A 24264-nucleotide genomic window follows, 5' to 3' on the forward strand; every position below is an offset into this window, starting at 1 on the left:
TCCATCCCCTCCGGTGGCCGCCCGGCCGCGACTGGCTCGATGCTAGCGCGTCGGCTCCGGGTCGGCGGTGGTCGCATCCCGCGAGGCCGCGTTTAAGCATTAATTTATGAAAGTCCTTGACGGCCGGTGTCCCAGGCCGGGATCCTGGGGTCGCCGCCCTCCGACGACGCAGGGCGAAAGGGAGATGAACATGACATCGCACACCCGTAGGACGCGCATCGCATTGGGCGCCGCACTCGTCCTCGGCCTCGTCGGCTCGGCCGTCGCGCAACCGGTGGACGCCGAGGCGTTCCCCACGAAGAACAAGGCCACGGTGATCCAATACCTCAAGACGATCGCGGGCACGAGCATCGTTTCGGGCCAACACAACAAGGAACCGGCGAGCCTGCCGGGTCAGTACACCCAGCAGGTGAAGGACATCACCGGGCAGTATCCCGGGCTCTGGGGCGGTGACCTCATGTTCCGCGGCCAGGACGCCGCGAACCGCCAGCGCGTGGTCGACCAGGCGAAGACGGAGTGGGCGAACGGTTCGCTCGTCGCCCTCACCTGGCACGCCTGCTCACCCACCGGACCCTCCACCTGCGAGTTCGACGGCGGGGTGAAGACCCAGATATCGAACACCCAGTTCACCCAGATCGTGACCGGCGGCACCGCGCTCAACACGACCTGGCGGCAGCGGATGGCCGAGGTGGTGCCCTACCTGCGGCAGCTCAAGGACGCCGGGATCCCCGTCCTCTTCCGTCCCTTCCACGAGATGAACGAGACCTGGAACTGGTGGGGTGGCCGCTCCGGCGCGAACGGTGGCGCGAAGATCTTCCAGCAGATGCGCGACTACTTCGACGCCCAAGGCCTCGACAACCTCATCTGGGTCTGGAATGTCCAGGACAACCCGCAGGGAGGGTGGTCGGGCTACTACCCCGGGAACTCCTACGTCGATGTCGTCTCACTCGACGTCTGGTACAAGAACTACCCGAGCACCGCCGACTACCAGCAGCTGCAGTCGATCGCCGGGACGAAGCCGATCGCCATCGCGGAGCTGGGCGAGGTGCCCGACGCGAACCTGCTGCAGTCCCAGACGCGCTGGTCGTACTTCATGATCTGGTCCGAGCAGTTGCGCGGCAACAACTCGAACACCGAGATCCAGAACACGTACTTCCACCCACGGGTGCTCAATCAGGGCGAGGTTGTGCTGCCCTAGTCGGCGGCGGCGCGAGAAGCTGTCCTGAGTGGGGTGCGGGCGGGTCCGACGATCCGCCCGCATCAGCCGATCGGGCGGGCGGTCCCCGTCACGGTGATGCCGCCGGTGACCGGGACGTCGACCGTCAGCAGACTGGGCGCGCCGACGTGGTGGCCCTGGCGGATGAGGATCCGAGCCGGTGGGGTGAGGAGGCCGAGCGCCCGCAGGTAGCCACCGAAGGAGGCGGCTGCGGAACCGGTCGCCGGATCCTCGGTGATGGCTCCGACCGGGAAGAGGTTGCGGGCCTCGACGAGCAGCTGGCCGTCCGCGTCGATCCCGCGATCGTGTACGACCGTCACCGTCCCGGCCCAACCCTGCTCATCCATCAGCGTGCGCAGGGCGGTCGGGTCGAAGGTGAAGGCGTCGAAGACCTGTTGCTCGCGGACCGCGACGACCGGGTGCCGGTTGCCGGCGAACGACTCGCGGAGCGGCCACCGCTCGTCGAGGTCGGAGCGTTCGAGCCCGAGCAGTGACAGCAGACGATCGGCGACCCCGGCGTCGAGATCGCGCACGGTGGGTTCGACGCTCGTGAACGACGCGGTGATCGAGCTGGCGTCGCCGTTCGTGTCGGCGTCGGATGCGGTCTCGACGACGAGGGGTCCGACGTTCGTCTCCAGCGTGAAGCGTCCGACGCCACGGCGCTCAGCCAGGGCGACGGCGGTGGCGATGGTCGCGTGACCGCAGAACGGGACCTCAGCACCGGGGGAGAAGTAGCGCATGCGCACGTGGCGGTCGTCGCCGTCGACACCCGGGTCGACGACGAACGCCGTCTCCGGATACGCGACCTTGGTGGCGACCGCCTGCATCTCGGCATCGGTGAGCGCCGAGGCGTCGAGGACGACACCCGCGGGATTGCCCCCTCCGGGTTCGGCGGCGAAGGCCGTGAGGCGGAGGATCTCGGGCGGTTCGGCGTGCGACATCCGACGATGCTACCCGCCGGAGCGTGACGGTCCTCGCCCGGGCTGCGATCGTCAGGCGCGCGGCCTGGCCCACATGACGACGCCGTACCAGGCGATGACCGCCACGACGCCGGCGATCAGCCCGCCGAGCACGAGGTCGCCGAACGGGTCGTCGCCCGCGACGCCGTTCAGAGTCCAGATGCCCAGGATCACCGCGGCGGCGAGGGCCGACGGGGTCAGCCACCGCACCGCGTCGCGGAGCAGACCCGGCTTCGGAGCTCGGCGCCGGGCCGCCCCGACAGCACCGATCACGGAACCGAGGACCGCGATGCCGGCGAAGACCACCGTGAAGAGCCCCGGTGCCCGGGCAGCCGCCCGAGCCCAGCCGGCGGCACCGGTGTCGGTCCCTGCGACCGTCCCGGCGGGGAGGTCGAGGACCACGCCGAGGTCGTCGCCACGGACGTCGAGCGGCCACCCGCCGTCGTCAGGCGCGAGCTCGATGGTCGCCGTCTCGCGACCGGAACCGCCCTCGGACGCCGCCGGTCGCCAAGCCCCTGCCTCGGTGGGGGTCCACCCGGCATCGACGGCGTCGTCGACGAGTCCGTCGTCGGCGGTGAAGCTGAGCCGGAACGGTCCCTGCGCGACGTCCTCGTCCCAGGCGACGCCGCTCGTCCAGCCGTCGAGGAACCCGACCCAGCTGACCCGGTCGACCTCCCGTCCATCGACGGACGCGGAGACGGCCGGCCTCGTGGCGGTCGTCTGGATCACGACGTCGTGCAGGCCGGTGCGCACGTCGGCGAAGGTCGTGCGGACCAGCAGCCGACCGTCCTCGCGTTCCGTCGTGAAGGGCGCGTCATCGCCATCGACCGTCACCCGGTCGACCGTGAGGCCCAGGTCCTGGCCGTCGATCACGGCCGGCCATTCGCGCACCACCTGTGCGGGCACCGAGCCCTCGTCGGAGAAGTCCACACCGAGCCGTTCGGTCACGCGCAGTCGTGCACCGTCGCCGTCGGTCCGCGTGAGCTCCGCATCGAGGTCGGCTGTCGCGATCGTCGTGAGGGTCGATCCGGGGATGTCGCCCGTGTAGGAACGGGGTGTCTCGGACTCCAGCGACGGTGCCGGGAGGACGTTCACAGCGACGATCGCGCCGACGACGAGCAGCACGGCGAGCACCCGGACGGCGATGCGCGGACCGGTCAGGAAGCCCGCTGTCGACCCGTCGGCGCGCGAGGCACGATCGGCCGCGGCCGCCGGCATCGTGATCTCCGGCGCGATCAGGGCCGCCACCCGCCGGCCGGTCGCCCGAGGTGGAGCGCCGAGCACGGCATAGGGCAGGAGGCGATCGCGCAGGGTGGCGCGGTCGAGCAGCTGCGTCCGCTCGGCGAACACCCGGATGCCGAGCAGGTGCTGCTTCACGAGCGCACCCTTGCGGGTCAGCGGCCGGGCGGTCAGGGCGATTGCGAGCACGATGACGGCGAAGACGGTCGAGAGGGCGACGAAGGCGAGCGGCCACCACACCACCGCGAGCACGGTCTGATGGGAGAGCTGCCGGACGATGCCCCACTGGAGAAGCGTCAGCGCGATCGGTGCGGCGATGAACCAGTCGCGGACGAAGCCCTTCGGGACGCGGCGGAGACCCGCTCGGATCTGTCCGGCGCGTTCCGGCCCGGTGAGGTATCGGCGCAGCGCGCGGGGTCGGTCGCCCAGACGGCCCGCCCGCTTGGCGGCACCCGCCGCCGCGATCAGGCGCGCCTGTCGCTTGGCCTGCTGCTTCGTGCCGCTGATCGCGGCGTCCTTGAGACGTTCGGCGAGCTCCATCGTGGCGGGTGACCGGAGGAGATGCGCCGCGGTGCGGGGCGAGATGCCGTCCGGCGGTTCCGACTGCGCGAGGTACCACGGACGTCCGCGGGCATCACCCCACGCGACCGCACGGGCCGCGAACGACAGCAGGAGCGTCGCCGCGAGGACGAGCATCGGCAGGACGGGCCCGAAGGTCTGGACCCAGAAGATCCAGGACTGCGGGGGCATCGTGATTGAGCCCGCTTCGAACGGCATGGTGAACCGCGCCTGCGCGTGCGGTGGGGCCGCGTCGTCGCTCGTGAACGCGTAGGCGACCTCGCCGGGAGGCGAGTCGGCCTCCGGGCTGAGCCACTGCCCGGCACCGATGAGGGTCCAGGCGAGGGAGCCGTACGGCTGCCGGACGAGGCGGTCGTCGAGGTCCTGCGGGATGGTCACCCGCACGTCGAGCTTCGCCACGGCCTGCTGCAGGTCGGGCCCGAAGACGTCCCAGCGGAGGAGGTCGACGGGCTGCCCGGTGGCCGGGTCGGTGTTGACGTAGGCGAGATCGGAGAGTCGGTACCGGATGACGAGTTCGTGGTCGCCCGTGAGCTGCTCGCCGGGGTCGACGACGAGCCGGAGGAAGACCGCTGCCCGCTCCCGGGTCACGTCCTGCTTCACGCCGTCCAACGTCACCGTGATCGCCGACGGGTCGAGGGCGTGGCCCTGATACTCGGTCGCGAGCACCCGCTCGATGGTCCGGTCGTCGAGGTCCTTGGGGAAGAACGCGTCGATGCGCTCCTCGACGTCGGTGACGAGCCGGCCGTCGTCATCCGTCGTCACGCGGTAGTCGGCGCTGAAGGAGCGGGCGATCCAGGTGTCGGTGACGTCGGATGCCTCGTCGGTGAGGTCGTCGAGGGTGAGGGGCGGGTTGATGACCGGGCCGACGAGGAGGAGGATCCCGCCGACGGCGACGAGCCCCCAGAGCTGCCACAGCCCGCCGCGGAGGCGGGAGCCGCCACGGGACTGCAACCAACGCTCGACGCGCAGAAGCCAGGCGGAGAGGACGGTCCACAGTGGCGTGTGCCGAGGCGCGGGATCCGGGATGCGGGTGTCCGGTTCGACGGCGTCTGTTCCGCTTGCCCCGTCCGATCCGATCACGTCGTCGAGTGTAATCGTGTGGCGTCGCGCTGCTGAGCGTCAGCCGGTGGTCAGCGTCGCCGAGAACTCAGCGACGTCGAGACGTGAAGGCGACCGCCTGGTGGCCCGTCTCGGTGACGTCGCGCTCGGCCGCGGCCCGCTCGCGGTCCAGGTCGAGCGACCGGGAGAGGAGCACGTACGCGATCGCGGACGCGGCGAGACCGATGAACAGGGCGAGGTCGGCACCGCCGAGCGCCTGCGCGATCGGACCGGTGAACCACACCGTGACCACGAACGGGATCATCGCGACGATCCCGATCGCGTAGGCGAGGAGGCCGCGCCAGCCCCAGGCGCCATAGACGCCGTTCGGGGTGAAGATGTCGCGGACCACGTAGTGGCCCTTCCGCACGAGGTAGTAGTCGACGAGGTTGATCGAGGTCCATGGCACGAGGACGTAGAGCAGGACGACGAGGAAGCTGCTGAAGTTCGCGAGGAACTCGCCGGTGCTGAGCAACGAGCCGATGACGGCGGCCGTGGCGATCGCGAGGCAGGTGACGACCCGCAGGGTGCGTGTCGGCCGGACCGGTCGGATGGAGTCGATGATCGTGATCGTCTCGATCGAGGCCGCGTAGATGTTGACCGTGATGACGCTGATCAGCCCGGGCAGTGCGGCGACGAGCAGCCAGGTGCCGGAGCCGGGCAGGATGGCGTCCGCGGCGTCACGGACCCCTTCGAGCGGGTCGGCGCCCTGGAACGCACTGGCGACGAAGGCACCGAGCCCCATGAGCCAGACGGCGCCGACGAACACACCGCCGTAGGTGTAGAAGAGTGCCCGCCCGGGGTTCGTCTGCGGCGGGAGGTAGCGCGAGTAGTCGGACACGTACGGCGCCCAACCGAGCGCGTAGGCCGCGGCGCCACCGAACTGCACGAGGAACGCCACCCAGCTGAAGTTCGCCAGTGACAGCGCATCGGCCGGGAGCGGCACGACGAAGGGGACGACGACCGTGAACAGCCCGAAGGTGATGAGGAACAGCGCGGTGAGCCACGACTGCGTCCGGTGGATCCAGGAGTACCCGAAGATCGCGAGGAGGACGGCGACGCCGCTGATGAGCACGTACCAACCCGCACCGGCGTCGACACCGGTCGTCATGGTGAGGACGTCCGCGCCGAGCATCTGGTTGAACATGTTGAAGCCGACGAGGCTGAAGACGACGATCGCGCAGATGAGGACGACGCCGCGGTAGCCGAACTGCGCGCGCGACTGGATCATCTGCGGGAGTCCCAGCTGCGGCCCCTGTGCGGAGTGGAAGGCCGTGAACACGGTGCCGACGGCCACGCCGAGGACGATCGCGAGGAGGGACGTCGCGAGGTTCGCTCCGAGCGCGGCGCCGAGCATGCCGGTCGCCAGGGTCGTCACCTGCGCGTTCGACATGAACCAGAGCGAGAACAGCGAGCGCGGGCGACCGTGGCGCTCATCGAGCGGGATCCAGTCGATGGAGCGGGATTCGACGAGGGACGGCTGGGCGTCACCCGCTCCGGCGGCGGAACCGGGCGTGGACGTGGGGGCGGCGGGTGTCGCCATGGCTGGCCTCCAGGGCTCGGGCGGTCGAGGAGGGCGACGGGCAGCGGGGGTCTGCCTCGGGTCGGGGACTCGCTCGTGCCGACGACGGTATCCGCAGGCCACGGACGGGCACAATCGGCCATGCCCCGATCCCAGCCATCGGGGAACACGATGGTCCCGTCCGCGAGGGCTTCGTATGATCGCTGGATGACCAGCACCGACCCCACGGGGGCAACCGACCACAGCGACCCCGACGCGCGGAGCATCCGGGTCCGTGCCCAGGAACTCGCCCCCGTCCTCGGCGACCTCGACGGCAACCTGCGCATGATCGAGGCGGCCATCCGGGACGCCGTCGCCGACGGGGTGCAGCTCCTCGTGCTGCCCGAGCTCGCGACGAGCGGCTACTACCTGGGCAGCCCGGAGGCGGCCCGCGCCGTCGCGCTCCCGAGCGACGCGTCGGTGTTCAGTGACTGGGCGTCGCTGCTCCCCGAGGACGCCGTGGCGGTCGTCGGGTTCTGCGAGCTGGACGGCGAGGAGATCCGCAACAGCGCCCTCGTCCTCGGCGCCTCGGGTGTGCTCGGGGTCTACCGGAAGGTGCATCTGTGGGACGAGGAGCAGTCCGTCTTCGTGGCGGGTCGCGAGACCCAGCCGGTGGTCGAGACGCCGCTCGGCCGGCTCGGCGTCCTCGTCTGCTACGACCTCGAGTTCCCCGAGGTGCCGCGGGGTCTGGCGCTCCGGGGAGCGGACCTGCTCGTCGTCCCGACGAACTGGCCCCTGGTCGAGCGGCCGGAGGGCGAGCGGGCGCCCGAGGTCGTCCAGGCGATGGCGGCGGCGCGCGCGTCCGCGATCCCGATCGTGTGCTGCGACCGCACCGGCACCGAGGCCGGCAACCCCTGGACCGAGGGCACCACGATCATCCCGGCCGACGGCTGGCCCGTCGGTGGGAAGGACGAGCGCGGGCGGGTGGACGCGACCGTCCGCATCGACCGGGGCGCGACCCGGATCGGTCCACGCAACGACGTCCTCGCGGACCGGCGGCCCGAGCTGTACGGTGCGGTGACGGGAGAACGCTCCTCGCTAGGCTGACCGCATGACCCTCGCGCAACTCCGCGCCTTCCTCGCCGCCTACGAGAGCGGTTCCTTCACCGCCGCAGCCGCCGAGCTCGACAGCAGCCAGGCCTCCGTGTCGGAGCTCGTCAGCCGCCTCGAGCGCGAGATCGGCCTGCAGTTGTTCGCCCGCGGTGCGCGTCGGCTCGTCCCGACGGCGGCCGCCGAGGAGCTGCGCGAACACGCCAGACGCGCGGTCGCCGCGATCGACGGTGGACTCGACGCGCTCTCGGCGATCACCTCCCTCGACGGCGGCGTGTGCACCTTCGGCGTCCTGCGCAACGCCGCCTACTACGAGCTGTCCGACCTGGTGCAGCGCTTCCACCAGCGCTACCCCAACGTGCGCGTGCGACTCGTGGGGTTGAACTCGGCACTCGTCGCGGACTCCGTGGCGAGCGGCGAGATCGAGGCCGGGCTCGTCGTCCTCCCGGTGCCCGTCGCGGGCCTCGCCATCCGGCCCCTCTTCCGCGACGAGGTCTTCTACGCCTCCACCACCAGGGATCCCGCGGCGGGCCCGGTCGGGATCGACGAGTTCGCCGACGCCAAGCTCGTGCTCTACGACGCCTACGCCGGGTGGAGGGACCCCACGCGGCTCCAACTGCTGGAGCGCGCTCGCCTGCAAGGGCGGTCGATCGAACCGGCCGTCGAGGTCGAGCACGTGGAGACCGCCCTGAGCCTCGCCGCGACAGGGGCCGCGGACACGATCGTCTCCGGCACGGTCGCCCGCACCGGCGGATTCCCGGAGCAGTTGACGCTCACCCCCTTCGCCGAGCCGCTCTACGACACGATCGCGCTCGTCCAGCGCGAGGGCGCTTACCTGTCGCCGGCCACCGCGCGGATCGCCGAACTCGCCGAGCACACCCTGCTCGCGGCGGCGGAGCCCGACCAGGTGATCGCTACCACCCCGAGACGCTGAGCGTCGCCCGCGGACCGGCGTATCGGGTGACCCGATGGCTCGCGCAGGCACGTCCCCCGTTGTCGCCCCCGCGCCGCGTTCGTACGCTCGCACCATGCGATTCAGCCCTCCCGTGCTCCAGTCCCTCGACGGCTCCTTCCGTCACCTCAAGACCCCGCTCGTCGACGCTCCTCCGGCGCAGCGCGACCCGGCCGTCATCGAGACCGTCTCCGCGATGCTCCTCGACATCGAGCGGCGCGGCATGGACGCCGTGCTCGACGCCGCGCGACGGCTCGACCGATACGAGGGCGGCGACGTCGAGCTGACGCCCGAGCAGATCGCGACCAGCGGCGACCGCCTCCCCGCGGACCTCCGCGCAGCCATCGACCTCGGTGGCGAGCGCACCCGGGCCTTCGCCCAGGAGCAGCGCTCCCACCTGCAGGACTTCGAGACCGAGCTCGTGCCCGGGCTCATCACGGGGGTGAAGTACGTGCCCGTCTCCCGCGTGGGCGCCTACCTCCCGGCCGGCCGGTTCCCGCTCACCGCCAGCGCGTTCATGACGGTCGGCGTCGCCAAGCAGGCCGGTGTGCCGACGGTCATCGCCTGCACGCCGCCGCAGCCGAACGGCGGCGCGAACGACGCAGTCGTCTACGCCGCGCACGTCTCCGGTGTCGACCGCGTCTTCGTCCTCGGAGGTGTCCAGGCGCTCGCCGCCATGGCCTACGGTCTGCTCGGCGAACTGCCGATCGACATGCTCGTCGGTGCGGGCAACGCCTTCGTCGCCGAGGCCAAGCGGCAGCTGTTCGGCACGGTCGCGATCGATCTCCTCGCCGGTCCGTCCGAGGTGGCCGTCCTCGCGGACGAGACCGCGGACCCGATCCTGGTGGCCGCGGACCTGCTCGGCCAGGCCGAGCACGGACCGAACTCGCCGGCCGCGCTCGTGACGACGTCGGAGGAGCTCGGCCGCGCGGTCATCGCCGAGGTCGAACGCCAGCTCCCGACGCTCTCGACCGAGTCGATCTGCGGGCCGGCCTGGCGCGACTACGGCTCCGTGACCGTGGCCGACGACCGCGCGACCGCCGCGGCGCTCATGGACGACCTCGCTCCGGAGCACCTCGAGGTCATCACGGCCGACGACGCCTGGTACCACGAGCGGTTGCTCAACTACGGGTCGATCTTCCTCGGCGCGTGGAGCACCGTGGCGTACTCGGACAAGGGCATGGCCGGCACGAACCATGTGCTGCCGACCGCCGGCGGCGCCAAGCACAGTGCCGGGCTCTCGGTGTCGCGGTTCCTGAAGCCGCTCACCTACCAGCGGATCGCCGAGGCGGCGACGCCCGAGCTGGCCGACGCGGTGCAGGTCATCTCCGATTCGGAGGGGATGGCGGCGCACAGCGCGACCGCGACGCTCCGCACGGCCCGGTTCAGCTGAGGCAGGCCCGGCCCCCCTCCGGTCCCTGAGCTTGTCGAAGGGCATTTCGACAGGCTCAATGACCGGGATGATGGCTCAGTCACCCTGGCGGAGCGCGTGCTGTGCCTCCTGCATCGCCTCGTCGAAGTCCGACTCGGGGTCGTGGAGGATCCTGGCGGTCGCGCGAGCGTGCGCACGGGCCTCTCGCTCGAACGCCTCGGATGCGGCCGCCTGTTCGACAGGTTCGATCGAGGGCTCGCCGATCGTGGCGAACGCGCGGGTGAGGCTGAGCTGCACCTCGCGGTCGCCGCGGCCGAACTGCTTCGCCAGCAGCTCGGCGAGCGCCGACGCCTCCCGCTCCGGGACGACCCCTGCGGCGGTGCGCCAGGCGGCTCGGGCGACCTGATCCTCCTCGTCCTCCAGCAGCGCCAGGGTGATGGCCGACCAGGTGCGTGGGTCTCCGGTCTTGGAGAGGGTGTGCAGCGCCTGGCTGCGTGCCTGTGGGAAGACCGACCCGAGTTCCTCCATCAGGCGAGGGACGGTCACCTCGGGGTCGTGCCGCACGAGCGCCCAGGTGAGCATGTCGCGCACGAAGAAGTCGGGCTCGACGGCGCAGCGGTCGACGAGGACCTCGATGTAGGTGGTCTTCGGGCTGGTGCCCGCCGCGAGTGCGGCCTGGAGCCGGTCCGAGGGCACGGGCGCGCGGAGGGCGATCGCCAGACCGTTCGCCGCAGCGGCGTCGTGTTCCCGGCTCATCGCGCGACCTCCCAGGGCTGTGTCGGTTCCCATCCAGCGTAAGCGCACGGCGCCGGCAGGGTTCCCCGAAGCGGGCGGGAGTCGTTCCGCCGGCGATGTATCGACGCGCTGTCAGCGGGTGAGTGCCGGCCCGTGTCCTGGTGCGATGGTGCCCTGCAGGACGAGTGATGCGGCGCCGATCGCGGCCGCATCGCGCGGGTTGGCGGAGAGCTCGACCATGATCGGGTGGGCCCGTCGGGCGAAGAACCGTTGGTCGAGGCGTTCGCGGATCGCACGCGCATAGAGCGAACCGGCGACCGCCATCCCGGGGCCGGCGAGGACGAGTCGATCGAGGTCGAGCAGGTTCGCGAGCGTCACCGTGGCGGCAGCGACGCGGTCGGCGGAGAACCGGATGAGGTCGAGCGCCACGTCATGGCCGCTGACGGCGGCTCGGGCGAGCTGGTCGAAGTCGCGACTGAGTGTGTCCGGTGCGAAACCGAGGCCCAGGTCGCCGAGTCGGTCCCGTGCAGCCGCTGCCGCCGCCATCACGGCTGCCGGTGCGGCGTAGCGCTCCAAGCACCCGCGGTTGCCGCAGTGGCAGGGGACACCGTCGACCTCGATGCTGATGTGGCCGAGTTCCCCGGCGTTCGAGCTCGCCCCGCGGTAGAGCGCGCCACCCAACACCATGCCCGCCCCGATCCCGGTGCCCATGTAGACGCAGGCGAAGGACTCCGTGCGCGACACCTGGCGGCTCCAGAACTCGCCGACGGCCGCTGCGGCGGCGTCGTTGTCGACGACCACCGGCACGTCGAGGCTGTCCTGCAACGCCTGCTGCAGTGGGAAGTCGTCCCACCGGACGAGCGTCGGCGGTCCGAGCAGCACGCCGCCGAGTTGGGCGATCGGGCCGGGAGCGACGACGGCGACGCCCGCGATCGACGGGGCTGCGAGGCCGACGCCGGCGACGAAGTCACGATAGAGCGTGACGAGTCGGTCGGTCACCTGCTCCGGGGTGGCCGAACCCGCCCCGTCGACGAGCTGCCGGCCGACCACACCACCACGGACGTCGGTTGCGACGAGCGTGATCGACTCGAACCCGAGCTGGATCCCGACGCCGTACTTGGCGCTCGCGTTGATCTCGAGGAGGGTCCGTGGCTTGCCGCCTCGGGGTGCCGCCCGTCCGGTCTCGCGGACGAGTCCGTCCTCGATGAGCCGACGCACGATGTTGGAGATCGAAGGCTGGGTGAGGCCGGTCGCCTCCGTGAGCTCGGTGCGGCTGATCGTGCCCGCGGAGCGGATGAGGTCGACGATGAGCGCCTGGCTCCCGGGGCCCGACTGCACGGACTCTCGTCTGGCCAACTGTCCCTCCCGACGATGTTCGAGCGCGTAGTGTGAGGGCCACACGACCACTCCTCACGAAAGGCCGCGTCCCGATGGGTCTCGACGCCGAACAGACTATCGCGCAGCCCCGGCCGATCGGCCTCACGCTGTTCCGGGCCTCGGAGATCTACGGCGCGGAGCCGTTCTACCACGAGCTCATCGCCGGCATCGATCGTGTCGTCCGCCCGCACGGTCTGTCCGTGTTGCTCCGAGTCCTGCCGACGCGGGAGGAGGAGCTGCTGCAGCTCGGACGCTGGCAGCAGGACGGCACGGTGAGCGCCGTCATCCTGGTGGACCTCATCGACGACGACGAGCGGGTGGCCTTCGTCGAGCGGTCCGGGATCCCGGCGATCGTGATCGGCGCACCGACGACCGCGCAGGGTCTCCCGGCGGTCTGGACCAACGACGCGGTCACGATGCACGAGGCCGTCGACCACCTCGTCTCGCTCGGGCACCGACGGCTCGCACACGTCACGGGTCCGCGCGAACTCACCCACACGCTGTCCCGGATGGAGGCGTTCACCCTCGCCTCCGACCGGCCCGACGTGGAGACGGTGTCGATCGGCGGCGACTACTCCCGGGCGTCCGGCCTCCAGGCCATGCAGGCGTTGCTCGCGCGCGACCCCAGGCCGACGGCGGTCGTCTTCGACAGCGACGTGATGGCGCTCGGCGGGCTGCAGGCGGTGCAGGAGGCGGGGTTGCGCGTCCCCGACGACCTCTCGATCGTGGCCTGGGACGATTCGGCGCAGTGCCAGCTGTCGGACCCGCCGATGTCGGCGCTGAGCCACGACGTGCAACGCATCGGCGAGATGGCGGGCGAGGAGCTGCTCGAGCTGTTGGCGGGTCGTCCAGGCGCCACCCGGGAAGCGCCGCACGCCGTGGTCATCGAGCGCTCCACCTCGGGTCCCGTCCCCGTCGCCTGAGGCTTCGACGGTGACCGGCGGGCGGATTTCCTGTGATCGATTTGTTATATAAATTAATAATGTTTACTCTTGACGAGTGCTGGGCGGCAGACGATGCTGGACAGCGAGCGACGAGGCGACCCGGCCCTTCGCCCCCCGAACGAAGGAGTTCCCATGTCCCGGAGACCGATCATCGGCCTCGCCGCAACGGCTGCGGCCGCGGCACTCGTCCTCAGCGGCTGCTCCGGCGGAGCCGCCAACGACGACGGCGACCCGAGCGGCGAGATCACCGTCCTCACGAACCGCACCGACCTCGTCGACACCACCTTCAAGGACTACGCGGCCGAGTTCGAGAAGCAGTACCCCGGCACCACCGTCAAGTTCGAGGCTCTGACCGACTACGAGGGCGATGCCAAGATCCGCCTCAACTCGAAGGACTACGGCGACGTGCTCCTCATCCCCTCGTCGAACGTCACGAAGGACCAGTACGCGAACTTCTTCGAGCCGCTCGGCAGCACCGAGGAGCAGTCCAAGACCTACCGCTTCGCGAACGAGGCCTCCTTCGACGGCACGGCCTATGGCGTGTCGACCTTCGGCTCCGCCATGGGCTACGTCTTCAACCGCGACGTGTGGACGAAGGCCGGGATCACCGAGCCGCCCGCCACCGAGGAGGAGTACCTCGCCGCACTCGAGAAGATCAAGGCGAACGGCTCGATCCCGTACTACACGAACTACAAGGACGGCTGGCCGCTCGCGACGCTCGAAGGCAACCTCGGCGCGGTGCAGGGCCCGAAGGTCCGCACGGAGATGATCGCCACCGACAGTCCCTGGACCGAGGGCAACGACCAGTACAACATCGACGGTCTCCTCTTCGACACCGTCGCCGCCGGCCTGAGCGAGCCGGACCCCACCACCACCAACTGGGAGGAGTCGAAGAACCTCCTCGCCTCCGGTGAGATCAGCTCGATGGTGCTCGGCTCATGGGCCGTCTCGCAGATGCAGGACGCCGCCGAGAAGGCCGGCGAGTCCCGCGACGTGATCGGCTTCTGGCCGATGCCGTGGAAGACCGACGAGGGGTTCACCTCCGTCACCGCCTCCGACAAGTTCCTGGCGGTCAGCAAGTACTCGAAGAACAAGGCGACCGCGAAGGCCTGGATCGACTGGTTCACGAACGAGTCCGGGTTCGCCGCCAGCCAGGGTGCCATCAGCCCCGTCATCAGCGACCCGGCACCCGACACGCTGGCCGACTTCTCCGACCTCGGCGTCACCTACCTGGAGCTCGCTCCGGACCCGGTGGGCAAGGAGGCCGTGATCAACGACATCGCGAATGCCGCTGAGATCGACCTCTTCGGCAACACCTACCGCCAGAAGCTCATCGACGTCGCCCGCGGCGCAGCCGACGGCGACAAGGAGAGCGCCTTCGCCGACCTCAACGAGCGCTGGGCAGCCGCCCGCGCCGACGTCGCCGAGTAGCACCCATCCGATCGACACCCGGGCCCGTCCCCACGGCGGGCCCGGGTGTCCTCCACCCCGCGCAGCGAAGAAGGCAACCAGCATGGTCACAGTCCAGGGAGCGTCACCCGCCACCCGAGCGGTGGTGACGAACCATCCACGCCGGGCGCGCACGCTGCGGCCGGGCAGGCCCCCGAAGTCCACCGGCTCCCGCGTCACCCCCTGGCTGTTCCTCGTCGTGCCGCTCGCCTTCCTGATCGTGCTCACGTACGTGCCGGTCGCGAACATGTTCTGGTACAGCCTCACCTCGTGGGACGGACTCGAACCTGAGCAGGAGTTCGTCGGCATCGACAACTTCGTGCAAATCTTCACGAAGCCGGAGATCTTCCAGGTCTTCTTCGTGAGCCTGTACTACCTCGTCGGGGCCGTCGCCCAGCTCGTCCTGGCGCTGTACCTCGCCACGCTGCTGAGCTTCCGCACCCGCTTCAAGAACCTCTTCAAGGGCGTCATCTTCTTCCCCTACCTCATCAACGGGGTCGCGATCGGGCTCGTCTTCCTCTATTTCCTCCGCCCCGGCGGCACCCTCGACGCCCTGCTCGCGGCGGTCGGCGTGCAGGACACCCCGCAGTGGCTGGGTGATCCGTCCTTCGTGAACGCGTCCCTCGCCGCCACGTCCGTCTGGCGGTACATGGGCCTCAACTTCGTCCTGTTCCTGGGTGCGATCCAGTCGGTCCCATCCGAGCAGTACGAGGCCGCGGACCTCGACGGTGCCAACTCGTGGCACAAGTTCCGCTTCATCATCCTGCCGAGCATCCGGCGCATCCTCGGCCTCTCGTTCATCTTGGCCATCGCCGGAGCACTGTCCGCCTTCGAGATGCCGTACGTCATGACCGGCGGTGCCAACGGCTCCGAGACCTTCGTGATCCAGACCGTGAACACGGCGTTCAAGTTCTCGAAGGTGGGCTTGGCGTCCGCGATGGCCGTCGTCCTGCTGCTGATCGTCCTGATCATCACCTTCGTCCAACGCCGGGTCTTCCCCGACGAGAAGGGAGGCGAATCGTGACCGCCACCGCCGACCGACCGGTCTCCGCTGCCACACCCGAGCCCCGACGCGCACTGCGACGGACGCGGCGCGGGCCGAAGCGTCCGCAGGGCGCCGCCGCCCTCACCGCGACGACGATCAAGTACGCCTCGCTCATCATCGCGAGCCTCTTCGCCGTCGTCCCCCTCGCCACGATCTTCATGCTCGCGTTCAAGACCGACCGCGAGCAGCGGACGACCGGCCCGCTCACCCCGCCGTCGAACTGGTTCAATTTCGACAACTTCGTCGTCGCGTTCGATCAGGGCGGCATGGTCACGGGCTTCCTGAACACCGCGATCATCCTGCTCGTGTCCGTCGCCGGGACGATCCTGATCGGCACCATGTCGGCCTACGCACTCGACCGGTTCCGGTTCCGCGGCCGGAAGCTCGTCATGGGCCTGTTCCTGCTCGCGACGCTCGTGCCGTCGGTCACGACCCAGGTGGCCACGTTCCAGGTGGTGTCCGCGCTCGAGCTGTTCAACACCCGTGGCGCCGCGATCCTCCTCTTCATGGGGACCGACATCGTCGCGATCTACATCTTCCTGCAGTTCATGCAGTCGATCCCCGTCTCCCTCGACGAGGCGGCGATGCTGGACGGCGCGAACCGCTTCACGATCTACTGGCGCATCATCCTCCCGCTGCTGAAGCCCGCCGTTGCGACGGTGGTCATCATCAAGGGCATCGCCATCTACAACGAGTTCTACATCCCCTTCCTGTACATGCCGTCGCAGGACCTGGGGGTGATCTCCACCTCGCTGTTCCGGTTCATGGGACCGTTCGGCGCCCAGTGGCAGATCATCGCGGCCGGGACGATCCTCGTGATCATCCCGACGCTCGTCGCCTTCCTCTTCCTACAGCGATACATCTACAACGGCCTGACCTCTGGAGCAACCAAGTGAGCATCATCGACACCGCCACCGTCCGTCCCCTGACCACCCGCCTCCTGCACGAGGGGTGGAGTCTGCGTGCGGTCGGTGGCGCGATCCCCGAGGCATTCGTCGGGACGAGCGTGCCCGCTACGGTGCCCGGCCTCGTGCACACGGACCTCCTCGACGCCGGGCTCATCCCCGACCCCTTCCTCGACCGCAACGAGCACCTCGTGACGTGGATCGGATCGACGGACTGGGAGTACCGCACCACCTTCACGTGGGAGCCGGACGGCCACGAGCGGCACGACCTCGTGTTCGAGGGACTCGACACCGTGGCGACGGTGACCGTGAACGCCACGGTCGTCGCGACCACGCGGAACCAGCACCGCACCTACCGCATCGACGTCGGTGCCGTCCTGCGCGAGGGCGAGAACGAGCTGGTCGTGCACTTCGCCTCGCCTGTCGCGGCTGCCGACCTGGCCAGCCTCGAGATCGGCTACCGCCCGCACACCTACTCCCACCCGTTCAACGCCATCCGCAAGGCCGCGTGCAACTTCGGCTGGGACTGGGGACTGGACGCCGCTTCGTCAGGGCTCTGGAAGCCCGTGAGCCTGCAGTCGTGGTCGACGGCCCGCCTCGCCTCGGTGCGTCCGGTCGTGACGGTCGACGGCGGCGAGGGCCGGGTGGCCGTGCACGTCGACGTGGAACGCGCCGGCGACGGTGACGCGCCCCTCGCGCTCACAGCGACGGTCGCCGATGCGAGCACTGATGTCGTCCTCGCGGCCGGTGCCGACACCGCCGTGGTCGAGCTCACCGTCGCGGATGCCGAACTGTGGTGGCCGCGCGGCTACGGCGAGCAGCCGCTGTACGACCTCGACGTCGTGCTCAGGCAGGACGAGGCACGCCTCGGCGAGTGGTCGAAGCGGATCGGGTTCCGGACCGTCGCCGTCGAACTCGAACCCGACGCGGAGGGCACCTCGTTCCGCTTCATCGTGAACGGCGAGGCCGTCTGGGTGCGAGGCGCCAACTGGATCCCCGATGACGCCTTCGTGACCCGCGTGGACCGCGCCCGGCTCGCGCGCCGGATGGACCAGGCCGAGTTCGCGAACCTCAACCTGCTCCGTATCTGGGGCGGCGGCTACTACGAGTCCGACGACTTCTTCGAGCTCTGCGACGAGCGCGGGATCATGGTCTGGCAGGACTTCCTCTTCGCCTGCGCGGCCTACGCCGAGGAGGAGCCGCTGTGGAGCGAGGTCGAGGCGGAGGCGCGCGACAACATCACGCGCATCATGCCGCACGCGAGCCTCGTACTGTGGAACGGCAACAACGAGAACATCTGGGGCTTCGAGGAGTGGGGCTGGGAGAAGCGCGTCCAGGGCCGTACCTGGGGCATGGGCTACTACCTCGATCTGCTGCCGCGGCTCGTCGCCGAGCTCGACCCGGCCGGCAACTACACCGCGGGCAGCCCCTGGTCGGGCACGCCGGACATCCCGGCCAACGATCCGGACCACGGATCCGTGCACCTCTGGGAGCTGTGGAACCGCGTCGACTACCCCGCCTACCGCGACGTCTCGCCGCGCTTCGTGGCCGAGTTCGGTTGGCAGGGCCCGGCGACGTGGTCGACGATCGACCGGGCGATCTCGGACTCCCCGCTCACGCCCGAGTCGCCCGGCATGATCCACCACCAGAAGGCGACGGACGGGAACGACAAGCTGACCGACGGACTCGTCGCGCACCTGCCGCTGCCGGACGACACCGAGGACTGGCACTGGGCGATGTCGCTCAACCAGGCGAACGCGGTGACCGTCGCGATCGAGCACTTCCGGTCGTGGAGCCCACGCTGCATGGGATCGATCGTCTGGCAGCTGAACGACTGCTGGCCCGTCACCTCCTGGGCGGCCGTCGACGGCGACGAGCGCGCGAAGCCGCTGCTCTACGCCCTGCGGCACGTCTACGCCGACCGGCTCGTGACCGTCCAGCCGCGTGGGGAGTCCCTGGTGGTCGCCGTACTCAACGACGGCCCGGACGCCTGGGCGGACGACCTCGTCATCCGACGGGTGCGGTTCGACGGGACCGAACTCGCCGCAGTGCGCGTCCCGGTCGACCTGGACCGACGCTCCTCGACGCTCGTCGACATCCCCGAAGCGGTCGCGGTCGCGGGCTCGGCGCCCGACGAGGTGCTCGTCGCCACGCTCGGGGCGGAACGCGGCTTCTGGTCCTTCACCGAGGCACGTGATTCGACGATCCCCGCCCCGCGCTTCAGCGCCGAGGTCGTCCGCGAGGAGGACGGCTACGCCGTGACCATCACGGCAGAGTCGTTCCTCCGCGACCTCACGCTGCTCGTCGACAAGCTGGACCCGGCGGCCGTCGTCGACGACCAGCTCGTGACCCTGCTGCCGGGAGAGCGCGTGACGTTCCACGTGCGGACCGAGGTGGAACTCGACGAGGACGAGCTCCGGTCGACCCGGGTCGTGCGCACCGCGAACCAGCTGGTCGAGGACTGGGCACGGTGACCCTGGCGGACATGACCGCGGAGCGGGACCCGTCGAGGTCGGTCGCGCTCGCGGTCGACCTCGGTGGCACCAAGGTGGAGGCCGCGCTCGTCACGGCCGGGGGCGTCGTGGTCGACGGCAGCGCGCATCGGGCGCCGACGGGGCCCGATGCCGGGCGCCGTGCACTGGAGGACGCCGTCGACCGAGTGGTCCTCGCCTCGATCGCGCACCTGCCGGACGGTTCCGCGCTCGTCGGCGTCGGCATCGGTTCGGCGGGTCCCGTCGACCTCGGCCGCGGCACCGTGAGCCCGAAGAACCTCCCGCGACTGCACGGCTTCGACCTCCGGACACACGTCGCGCGGCTGTTACCGGACGCCCCGGTGGTGGTCCGTCTCGACGGGACCTGCATCGCGCTCGCGGAGCACTGGCTCGGAGCGACCCGCGGCACCGAGAACTCGATGGCGATGATCGTCTCGACCGGTGTCGGCGGCGGGATCATCCTGCACGGGCGGTTGATCGCCGGCCGGAGCGGCAACGCCGGCCACATCGGTCAGGTGCAGATCGCCTCGCGCGTACCTGGAGAGTCCGCCGACGACGCGACGCTCGAGCGCATCGCGTCCGGACCACGGAGCGTCGCCTGGGCGCGGGCCCACGGCTGGGACGGCCGCACCGGCGAGGCGCTCGCCGTCGATGCCGCGGCAGGGGATCCCGTCGCACGGTCCGCCGTCGTCCGTTCGGCCACCGCGGTCGGCCAGGCGATCGCGAGCGCCGCGACCCTCCTGGACCTCGAAGCGGTCGCCGTCGGCGGTGGGTTCACCGCCGTCAGCACCGACTACCTCGACCTCGTCCGTGCCGCGGTGCAAGACGCCATCGTCCTCGACTACGCGGCCGACGTGGTCGTCACCGGTTCCGCGCTCGACGGCGCAGGTCCGATCCTCGGCGCCGCAGCACTCATCCACCGACCGGAGGCACTCGGCCTCCCACCGCTCGACCCGATGCACCATCCCAGACGAAGGAGCCTGGCACGATGAATCGCACCCCCGACCCCCGCCCACCGCACCGCGACTCGAGCGGCCGTCTCGCCGCCGGCATGCTCGCGGCGGCCGTCACCGCCGCACTGCTGCCGGCGCTCGCGTCGCCGGCAGCCGCCGCCCCGGCCGACTGGACCTCGCTCAACACCTCGTTCGTCGAGCGAGACGGCTCCCGCCTCGTGCTCGACGGCGAGACCTTCCGCTTCAGCGGCCCGAACATCTACTGGCTCGGTCTGGACGAGAACGTGGGCGGGGTCGACTACCCAACGGCCTTCCGCATCGCCGACACCCTCGACGCGGCGGCCCGGATGGGTTCGACCGTCGTCCGGACGCACATGATGACCTCGACGGGCCAAGACGGCGCGAACCCCCTGGCCATCATGCCGGCCCTCGGGCAGCTGAACGAGGAGGCGTTCGCGACGATCGACTTCGCCATCGCGTACGCCGGCAAGCTCGGCATCCGGCTGGTGCTCCCGCTCACCGACGAGTGGGAGTACTACCACGGCGGGCATCGCGACTTCACGACCCCGTACGGGCTGACGTCGGACGACTTCTACGCCGACGAGCGGCCGATCGCCGCCTACCAGGCCTACGTCGACGCGATCCTCCAGCGGACGAACGCGCTCACCGGCGTCCGGTACACCGAGGACCCGACGATCATGGCGTGGGAGCTCGGGAACGAGTTGGAGGGGATGACCGCCCCGTGGATCGACCGGCAGGTCGCGTTCATCAAGGAACGCGCCCCGCAGCAGCTCGTCGCGGCCGGTCGTCGATTCGACATCGACCCGGACACGCTCTCGGCGCCGGGGCTCGACATCGTCGACGTGCACTACTACCCGCCCACCGCCGCACGCGTGTCCGCGGACGCGGCCACCGTCACCGCCGCGGGCAAGGTCTACCTGGCCGGCGAGTACGCCTCCACGGCTGCGAGCCCGGCGCTGCTCGAACCGCTCGTCGCCGACCCGAACGTGACCGGCATGCTGTTCTGGTCGCTGTTCGGCAACGACGACCGTGGTGGGCTCGTCCCGCACGACGACGGGTTCACGATCCATGCACCCGGTGCGACCGACGCCGAGCGCGCCCGGGTCTCCGCGATCACCGCCTATGCCGCCGCGATCGGTGCCGTGCCGGCTGCTCCCGCCGTCGGGACACCGCTCATCACGGCGGTCGACCGCGCGGACGGCATCAACACCGTCCGGTGGCGCGGGGCCGGCGGTGCGGTCTCGTATCGGCTCGAACGCTCGCTCGACGGGACCTCGTGGACCGCGGTCGACACCGGCGCGCTCCGGGCCGACGCCGGGTCCGCGACGGACTTCGCCTCGCCGACGGGAGCGGTCTACCGCGTCGTCGCGATCGACGGGGCCGGGGCCGACGCAGCGTCGTCGGACCCGGTCATGACCGAGACCGACACCCGCGTGCTCGTCGACCCGCTCGAGTCCTGGCTGCTCACCGAGGCGCACGACGGTGCGACGATCGCCCCGCGCGCGGACGGGACGAGCGTGGTCGCCGCCTCCGATGGAGCCAGCGTCACCTGGAAGCAGGACCGACTCTCGGCGGCGTCGTTCATCGTCTCCGGATCGGTCGTGGTCGAGTCCAGCGCTGACGGTTCAGCCTGGGTGACCGCCGCGTCCGAGGTCGGACCCGGCGCCACGGTGAACGCACGCGATCTGACGGGGCCGTACCTCCGGGTGACCCTCGCCGCCGGCGCGACCGTGTCGCGGGCCACCATCTGGTCGGCGGTGGACGCTCCGAGCGGGCCGCCGGCGGCGTTCGCATCCGTCTCACCGGCGCCCGGCACCGTCGATGTGACCGCGACGCCGACCTTCACCTGGGAGTCGGCGGCCGGCGCGGCCTACTACCGCTTCACGCTCGCCGCGCAGGCCGACCTCGGAAACCCGGTCGTGGTCGTCGACGGCGTCGGAACCCCCTCGGTCACCCCGACGGTCTCCCTCACACCGGGACAGCGGTACTGGTGGTCGGTCACCGCGGTCAACGGAGCCGGGCCGACCGCCTCGAGTACGGGAGCGGCGGACTTCCTCATGAAGGCGCTGCCGAGCGAACCGCTCGTCGTCGAGGATTTCGAGTCGTACGCCGATGACGCCGCCTTGCAGGCCGCCTACGTGCGGAACACCGGGGGCGGCGCCGTGACACCGACGCTCACGCCGAACCCCGACACCGGCACGAACGCGATGTCGGCCGCGTACGACCTCGCCGGTCCCGGCTATGCCGGCGTCGTCCGCGCCTTCCAGACGCCGCAGGACTGGTGGGGCTACACCGGGCTCCAGCTCTGGGTGCAGGGGACACCGGGCGACGACGTCACCGTCCAGTTCGTCACACGTGGGACGTACTGGGAGACGGTCGCGCCCATCGAGGGCGAGGGCTGGCAGCTGATCGAGATCCCGTTCTCCGCTTTCGCCCCACCGGCCTGGGCCGGCGAGGCGGCGTTCGACCCGACCTCCGTCACCCAGATCGGGTTCTACCTCGGTGGTGAGGGGGCAGGCACCCTGCTGGTCGACGACGTGGTAACGACAGTCGCGGCGGTGGAGCCGGAACCGGGCACGGGTCAGCCAGGCACGGCACAGCCGGGCACGGGACAGCCTGGAGGGTCGGGCGGCACCGACCCGGGGGCGCCGACGGACGTCCTCGCCCGCACCGGCTGGGAGGCCACACCCTGGATCGTCGGCGCGCTCACGCTGCTCGCGATGGGTGGCCTGCTGCTGGTCCGCGGTCGACGGCGTGCCCTCTGATGGCGCTGCACCGCATCACCAGCGACCCCAAGCGGTACGCCTGGGGGTCGACGACGGCCATCCCGGAGCTGCTGGGGGTGCCCGCCGACGGTTCGCCCCAGGCTGAGCTCTGGCTCGGTGCACACCCCGGCAGCCTGACCGAGTTCGTCGATCGGGATGGCGGTCTTCCGGAGAGTCTCAACGAGTGGATCGTGTCGGACCCCGACGCGGCTCTCGGCGGGCGTTCCAGGATGCCGTTCCTGGTGAAGCTGTTGGCCGCCGCGAGGCCGCTCTCCCTCCAGGTCCACCCCACGCCCGACCGGGCCAGAGCGGGGTTCGCGGATGAAAACCGACGCGGCGTACCGCTCGACGCACCGCATCGGAACTACAAGGACGCGTGGCACAAGCCGGAGATCATCGTCGCCCTGCGGGACGGGTTCCGTGCCCTCTGCGGCTTCCGTGCGGTCGAGGAGTCGCACGCGCTGCTGGGGCATCTCGCCGGACGCATCGTCGGCCCGGACCGGCGGGCGCTGGACGAGCTGGCGGAGCAGCTGCTCGACGCCGGGCTGGAACCGACGGTGCAAGCCGTGCTCGAACGACGCACACCTGGCGTGGTCGCCGCCCTCGTCGCAGCCGCCGGTGTCGGCACCGACGGTGGAGCGGCCCCGGACGCCGATGGTCGATCGCGCTGGACGGCCGAGCGGGAACTCATCCTGCAGCTCGCCGAGGAGTACCCGGGGGACTCCGGCATCGTCGTCGCGGCGCTCCTCAACCTCGTGACGCTGCGGGAAGGCGAGGCGTTGTTCCTGCCCGCAGGGAACATCCACGCCTACCTCTCCGGATTCGGGGTCGAGGTCATGGCGTCGAGCGACAACGTGCTGCGTGGCGGACTGACGCCGAAACACGTCGACGTGCCGGAACTGCTCGCCGTCCTCGAGATCGCTCCGATGCCGGTCCCGTTCGTGGAGCCGGTGGCGCGTGTCGGTGGCGGGGTCGTCTACCCGGTGCCGGTCGACGACTTCCAACTCGTCCAGGTCGACCGGGGGACGGCGAGCGACCTCGCTCGCGGCGGCGCGGCCGTCATCATCGTGACCGCCGGTACCGCGCGCGTGGAACAGGGCCCGGACACGGTGGTGCTGGAGCGCGGTGCCGCGGTGTTCGTCTCGCCGGGTCCGGAACCGGTGACCGTGTCCACGGACGGGAAGGTGTTCGTCGCCACCGGGTGACCGGCCAGACTGGACCCATGATCACCATCCACCTCCGCTACCAGATCGACCCCGAGCAGCTCGACACCTTCACCGAGTACGGGCGGCGCTGGATCCGCCTCGTGAACCGGCTCGGTGGCGACCACCACGGCTACTTCCTCCCAGCGGAGGGCGACAACGACGAGGCGTTCGCGCTGTTCAGCTTCCCGTCGCTCGCCGCCTACGAGCAGTACCGCATCGCCGCGACGACGGATCCGGAGTGCATCGAGGCCTACGAGCTCGTGCGGGGCACCGGCTGCATCGTGCGCTTCGAGCGTCGTTTCCAGACACCGCTCTTCGGCGACGAGGCGGAACCCCGACCCTGAGCC

The 24264-nt window shown here is 70.5% G+C and carries 18 protein-coding genes; 13 read left to right on the forward strand and 5 right to left on the reverse strand.

Annotation, left to right across the window (positions count from 1 at the left end):
- Positions 1–190 precede the first annotated feature (190 nt).
- Positions 191–1198 carry a glycosyl hydrolase gene (locus ITJ66_RS02990; protein WP_194643341.1) on the forward strand — a complete coding sequence of 336 codons (1008 nt, stop codon included), beginning with the start codon at positions 191–193 and terminating at the stop codon, positions 1196–1198.
- A 62-nt stretch (positions 1199–1260) separates the two neighbouring features.
- Here the strand turns inward: ITJ66_RS02990 and ITJ66_RS02995 are convergent, their stop codons facing one another.
- The 3 genes from ITJ66_RS02995 to ITJ66_RS03005 form a co-directional block, all read right to left on the reverse strand.
- The gene (locus ITJ66_RS02995; protein WP_194643343.1) at positions 1261–2157 is read right to left on the reverse strand and encodes a PhzF family phenazine biosynthesis protein; all 897 of its coding nucleotides are present in this window, start codon (positions 2155–2157) and stop codon (positions 1261–1263) included.
- Between the two features lie 51 nt (positions 2158–2208).
- On the reverse strand, positions 2209–5073 hold the full coding sequence (locus ITJ66_RS03000; RefSeq protein ID WP_194643345.1) for a hypothetical protein: 2865 nt from the start codon (positions 5071–5073) through the stop codon (positions 2209–2211).
- A gap of 67 nt (positions 5074–5140) precedes the next feature.
- Positions 5141–6634, reverse strand: coding sequence for a cytosine permease (locus ITJ66_RS03005; RefSeq protein WP_194643347.1), 1494 nt, complete (start codon positions 6632–6634; stop codon positions 5141–5143).
- 186 nt (positions 6635–6820) lie between these two features.
- Here ITJ66_RS03005 and ITJ66_RS03010 point away from each other — a divergent pair, with 186 nt between their 5' ends.
- The 3 genes from ITJ66_RS03010 to hisD all read left to right on the forward strand — a co-directional run bounded on the left by ITJ66_RS03010 (position 6821) and on the right by hisD (position 10047).
- Positions 6821–7699, forward strand: coding sequence for a nitrilase-related carbon-nitrogen hydrolase (locus ITJ66_RS03010; RefSeq protein WP_194643349.1), 879 nt, complete (start codon positions 6821–6823; stop codon positions 7697–7699).
- A gap of 4 nt (positions 7700–7703) precedes the next feature.
- Positions 7704–8636, forward strand: a complete 933-nt coding sequence (locus ITJ66_RS03015; protein ID WP_079704685.1) for a LysR family transcriptional regulator — start codon at positions 7704–7706, stop codon at positions 8634–8636.
- A gap of 94 nt (positions 8637–8730) precedes the next feature.
- The gene (hisD, locus tag ITJ66_RS03020; protein WP_194643351.1) at positions 8731–10047 is read left to right on the forward strand and encodes a histidinol dehydrogenase; all 1317 of its coding nucleotides are present in this window, start codon (positions 8731–8733) and stop codon (positions 10045–10047) included.
- A 75-nt stretch (positions 10048–10122) separates the two neighbouring features.
- Here the strand turns inward: hisD and ITJ66_RS03025 are convergent, their stop codons facing one another.
- Positions 10123–10782, reverse strand: a complete 660-nt coding sequence (locus ITJ66_RS03025; RefSeq protein ID WP_228501445.1) for a HEAT repeat domain-containing protein — start codon at positions 10780–10782, stop codon at positions 10123–10125.
- Between the two features lie 111 nt (positions 10783–10893).
- Positions 10894–12162, reverse strand: a complete 1269-nt coding sequence (locus ITJ66_RS03030) for an ROK family transcriptional regulator (RefSeq protein WP_199862358.1) — start codon at positions 12160–12162, stop codon at positions 10894–10896.
- A gap of 29 nt (positions 12163–12191) precedes the next feature.
- Between ITJ66_RS03030 and ITJ66_RS03035 the strand changes: the two genes are divergently transcribed.
- The 9 genes from ITJ66_RS03035 to ITJ66_RS03075 all read left to right on the forward strand — a co-directional run bounded on the left by ITJ66_RS03035 (position 12192) and on the right by ITJ66_RS03075 (position 24261).
- The gene (locus tag ITJ66_RS03035; protein WP_192019734.1) at positions 12192–13061 is read left to right on the forward strand and encodes a LacI family DNA-binding transcriptional regulator; all 870 of its coding nucleotides are present in this window, start codon (positions 12192–12194) and stop codon (positions 13059–13061) included.
- Between the two features lie 153 nt (positions 13062–13214).
- Positions 13215–14513, forward strand: coding sequence for an ABC transporter substrate-binding protein (locus ITJ66_RS03040; protein ID WP_056013290.1), 1299 nt, complete (start codon positions 13215–13217; stop codon positions 14511–14513).
- An 82-nt stretch (positions 14514–14595) separates the two neighbouring features.
- Positions 14596–15555, forward strand: a complete 960-nt coding sequence (locus ITJ66_RS03045) for a carbohydrate ABC transporter permease (RefSeq protein WP_194643353.1) — start codon at positions 14596–14598, stop codon at positions 15553–15555.
- On the forward strand, positions 15552–16472 hold the full coding sequence (locus ITJ66_RS03050) for a carbohydrate ABC transporter permease (RefSeq protein ID WP_236555343.1): 921 nt from the start codon (positions 15552–15554) through the stop codon (positions 16470–16472). Before ITJ66_RS03045 ends, ITJ66_RS03050 begins: the two co-directional genes overlap by 4 nt.
- Positions 16469–18955: a glycoside hydrolase family 2 protein gene (locus ITJ66_RS03055; RefSeq protein WP_370582554.1), complete on the forward strand. Its 2487-nt coding sequence runs from the start codon at positions 16469–16471 to the stop codon at positions 18953–18955. The genes ITJ66_RS03050 and ITJ66_RS03055 overlap by 4 nt, the downstream gene beginning before the upstream one ends.
- 11 nt (positions 18956–18966) lie before the next feature.
- Positions 18967–19965: an ROK family protein gene (locus ITJ66_RS03060; RefSeq protein WP_194643355.1), complete on the forward strand. Its 999-nt coding sequence runs from the start codon at positions 18967–18969 to the stop codon at positions 19963–19965.
- Positions 19962–22712, forward strand: a complete 2751-nt coding sequence (locus tag ITJ66_RS03065) for a CIA30 family protein (protein ID WP_194643358.1) — start codon at positions 19962–19964, stop codon at positions 22710–22712. Before ITJ66_RS03060 ends, ITJ66_RS03065 begins: the two co-directional genes overlap by 4 nt.
- Positions 22712–23917: a mannose-6-phosphate isomerase, class I gene (manA, locus tag ITJ66_RS03070; protein WP_194643360.1), complete on the forward strand. Its 1206-nt coding sequence runs from the start codon at positions 22712–22714 to the stop codon at positions 23915–23917. Before ITJ66_RS03065 ends, manA begins: the two co-directional genes overlap by 1 nt.
- A gap of 17 nt (positions 23918–23934) precedes the next feature.
- Entirely contained in the window at positions 23935–24261 is a 327-nt protein-coding gene (locus tag ITJ66_RS03075) for an NIPSNAP family protein (protein ID WP_194643363.1), read from the forward strand.
- Positions 24262–24264: the final 3 nt, after the last annotated feature.

This window comes from Plantibacter sp. VKM Ac-2885 (assembly GCF_015351205.1).
Lineage (GTDB): Bacteria > Actinomycetota > Actinomycetes > Actinomycetales > Microbacteriaceae > Plantibacter > Plantibacter auratus.

What these genes read in the sequence shown, in the direction of transcription:
- ITJ66_RS02990 (WP_194643341.1), top strand. Translation starts at nt 191, where the DNA reads ATGACATCGCACACCCGTAGGACGCGCATCGCATTGGGCGCCGCACTC.
- ITJ66_RS02995 (WP_194643343.1), bottom strand. Translation starts at nt 2,157, where the DNA reads ATGTCGCACGCCGAACCGCCCGAGATCCTCCGCCTCACGGCCTTCGCC.
- ITJ66_RS03005 (WP_194643347.1), bottom strand. Translation starts at nt 6,634, where the DNA reads ATGGCGACACCCGCCGCCCCCACGTCCACGCCCGGTTCCGCCGCCGGA.
- ITJ66_RS03010 (WP_194643349.1), top strand. Translation starts at nt 6,821, where the DNA reads ATGACCAGCACCGACCCCACGGGGGCAACCGACCACAGCGACCCCGAC.
- ITJ66_RS03015 (WP_079704685.1), top strand. Translation starts at nt 7,704, where the DNA reads ATGACCCTCGCGCAACTCCGCGCCTTCCTCGCCGCCTACGAGAGCGGT.
- hisD (WP_194643351.1), top strand. Translation starts at nt 8,731, where the DNA reads ATGCGATTCAGCCCTCCCGTGCTCCAGTCCCTCGACGGCTCCTTCCGT.
- ITJ66_RS03025 (WP_228501445.1), bottom strand. Translation starts at nt 10,782, where the DNA reads ATGAGCCGGGAACACGACGCCGCTGCGGCGAACGGTCTGGCGATCGCC.
- ITJ66_RS03035 (WP_192019734.1), top strand. Translation starts at nt 12,192, where the DNA reads ATGGGTCTCGACGCCGAACAGACTATCGCGCAGCCCCGGCCGATCGGC.
- ITJ66_RS03040 (WP_056013290.1), top strand. Translation starts at nt 13,215, where the DNA reads ATGTCCCGGAGACCGATCATCGGCCTCGCCGCAACGGCTGCGGCCGCG.
- ITJ66_RS03045 (WP_194643353.1), top strand. Translation starts at nt 14,596, where the DNA reads ATGGTCACAGTCCAGGGAGCGTCACCCGCCACCCGAGCGGTGGTGACG.
- ITJ66_RS03060 (WP_194643355.1), top strand. Translation starts at nt 18,967, where the DNA reads ATGACCGCGGAGCGGGACCCGTCGAGGTCGGTCGCGCTCGCGGTCGAC.
- ITJ66_RS03065 (WP_194643358.1), top strand. Translation starts at nt 19,962, where the DNA reads ATGAATCGCACCCCCGACCCCCGCCCACCGCACCGCGACTCGAGCGGC.
- manA (WP_194643360.1), top strand. Translation starts at nt 22,712, where the DNA reads ATGGCGCTGCACCGCATCACCAGCGACCCCAAGCGGTACGCCTGGGGG.
- ITJ66_RS03075 (WP_194643363.1), top strand. Translation starts at nt 23,935, where the DNA reads ATGATCACCATCCACCTCCGCTACCAGATCGACCCCGAGCAGCTCGAC.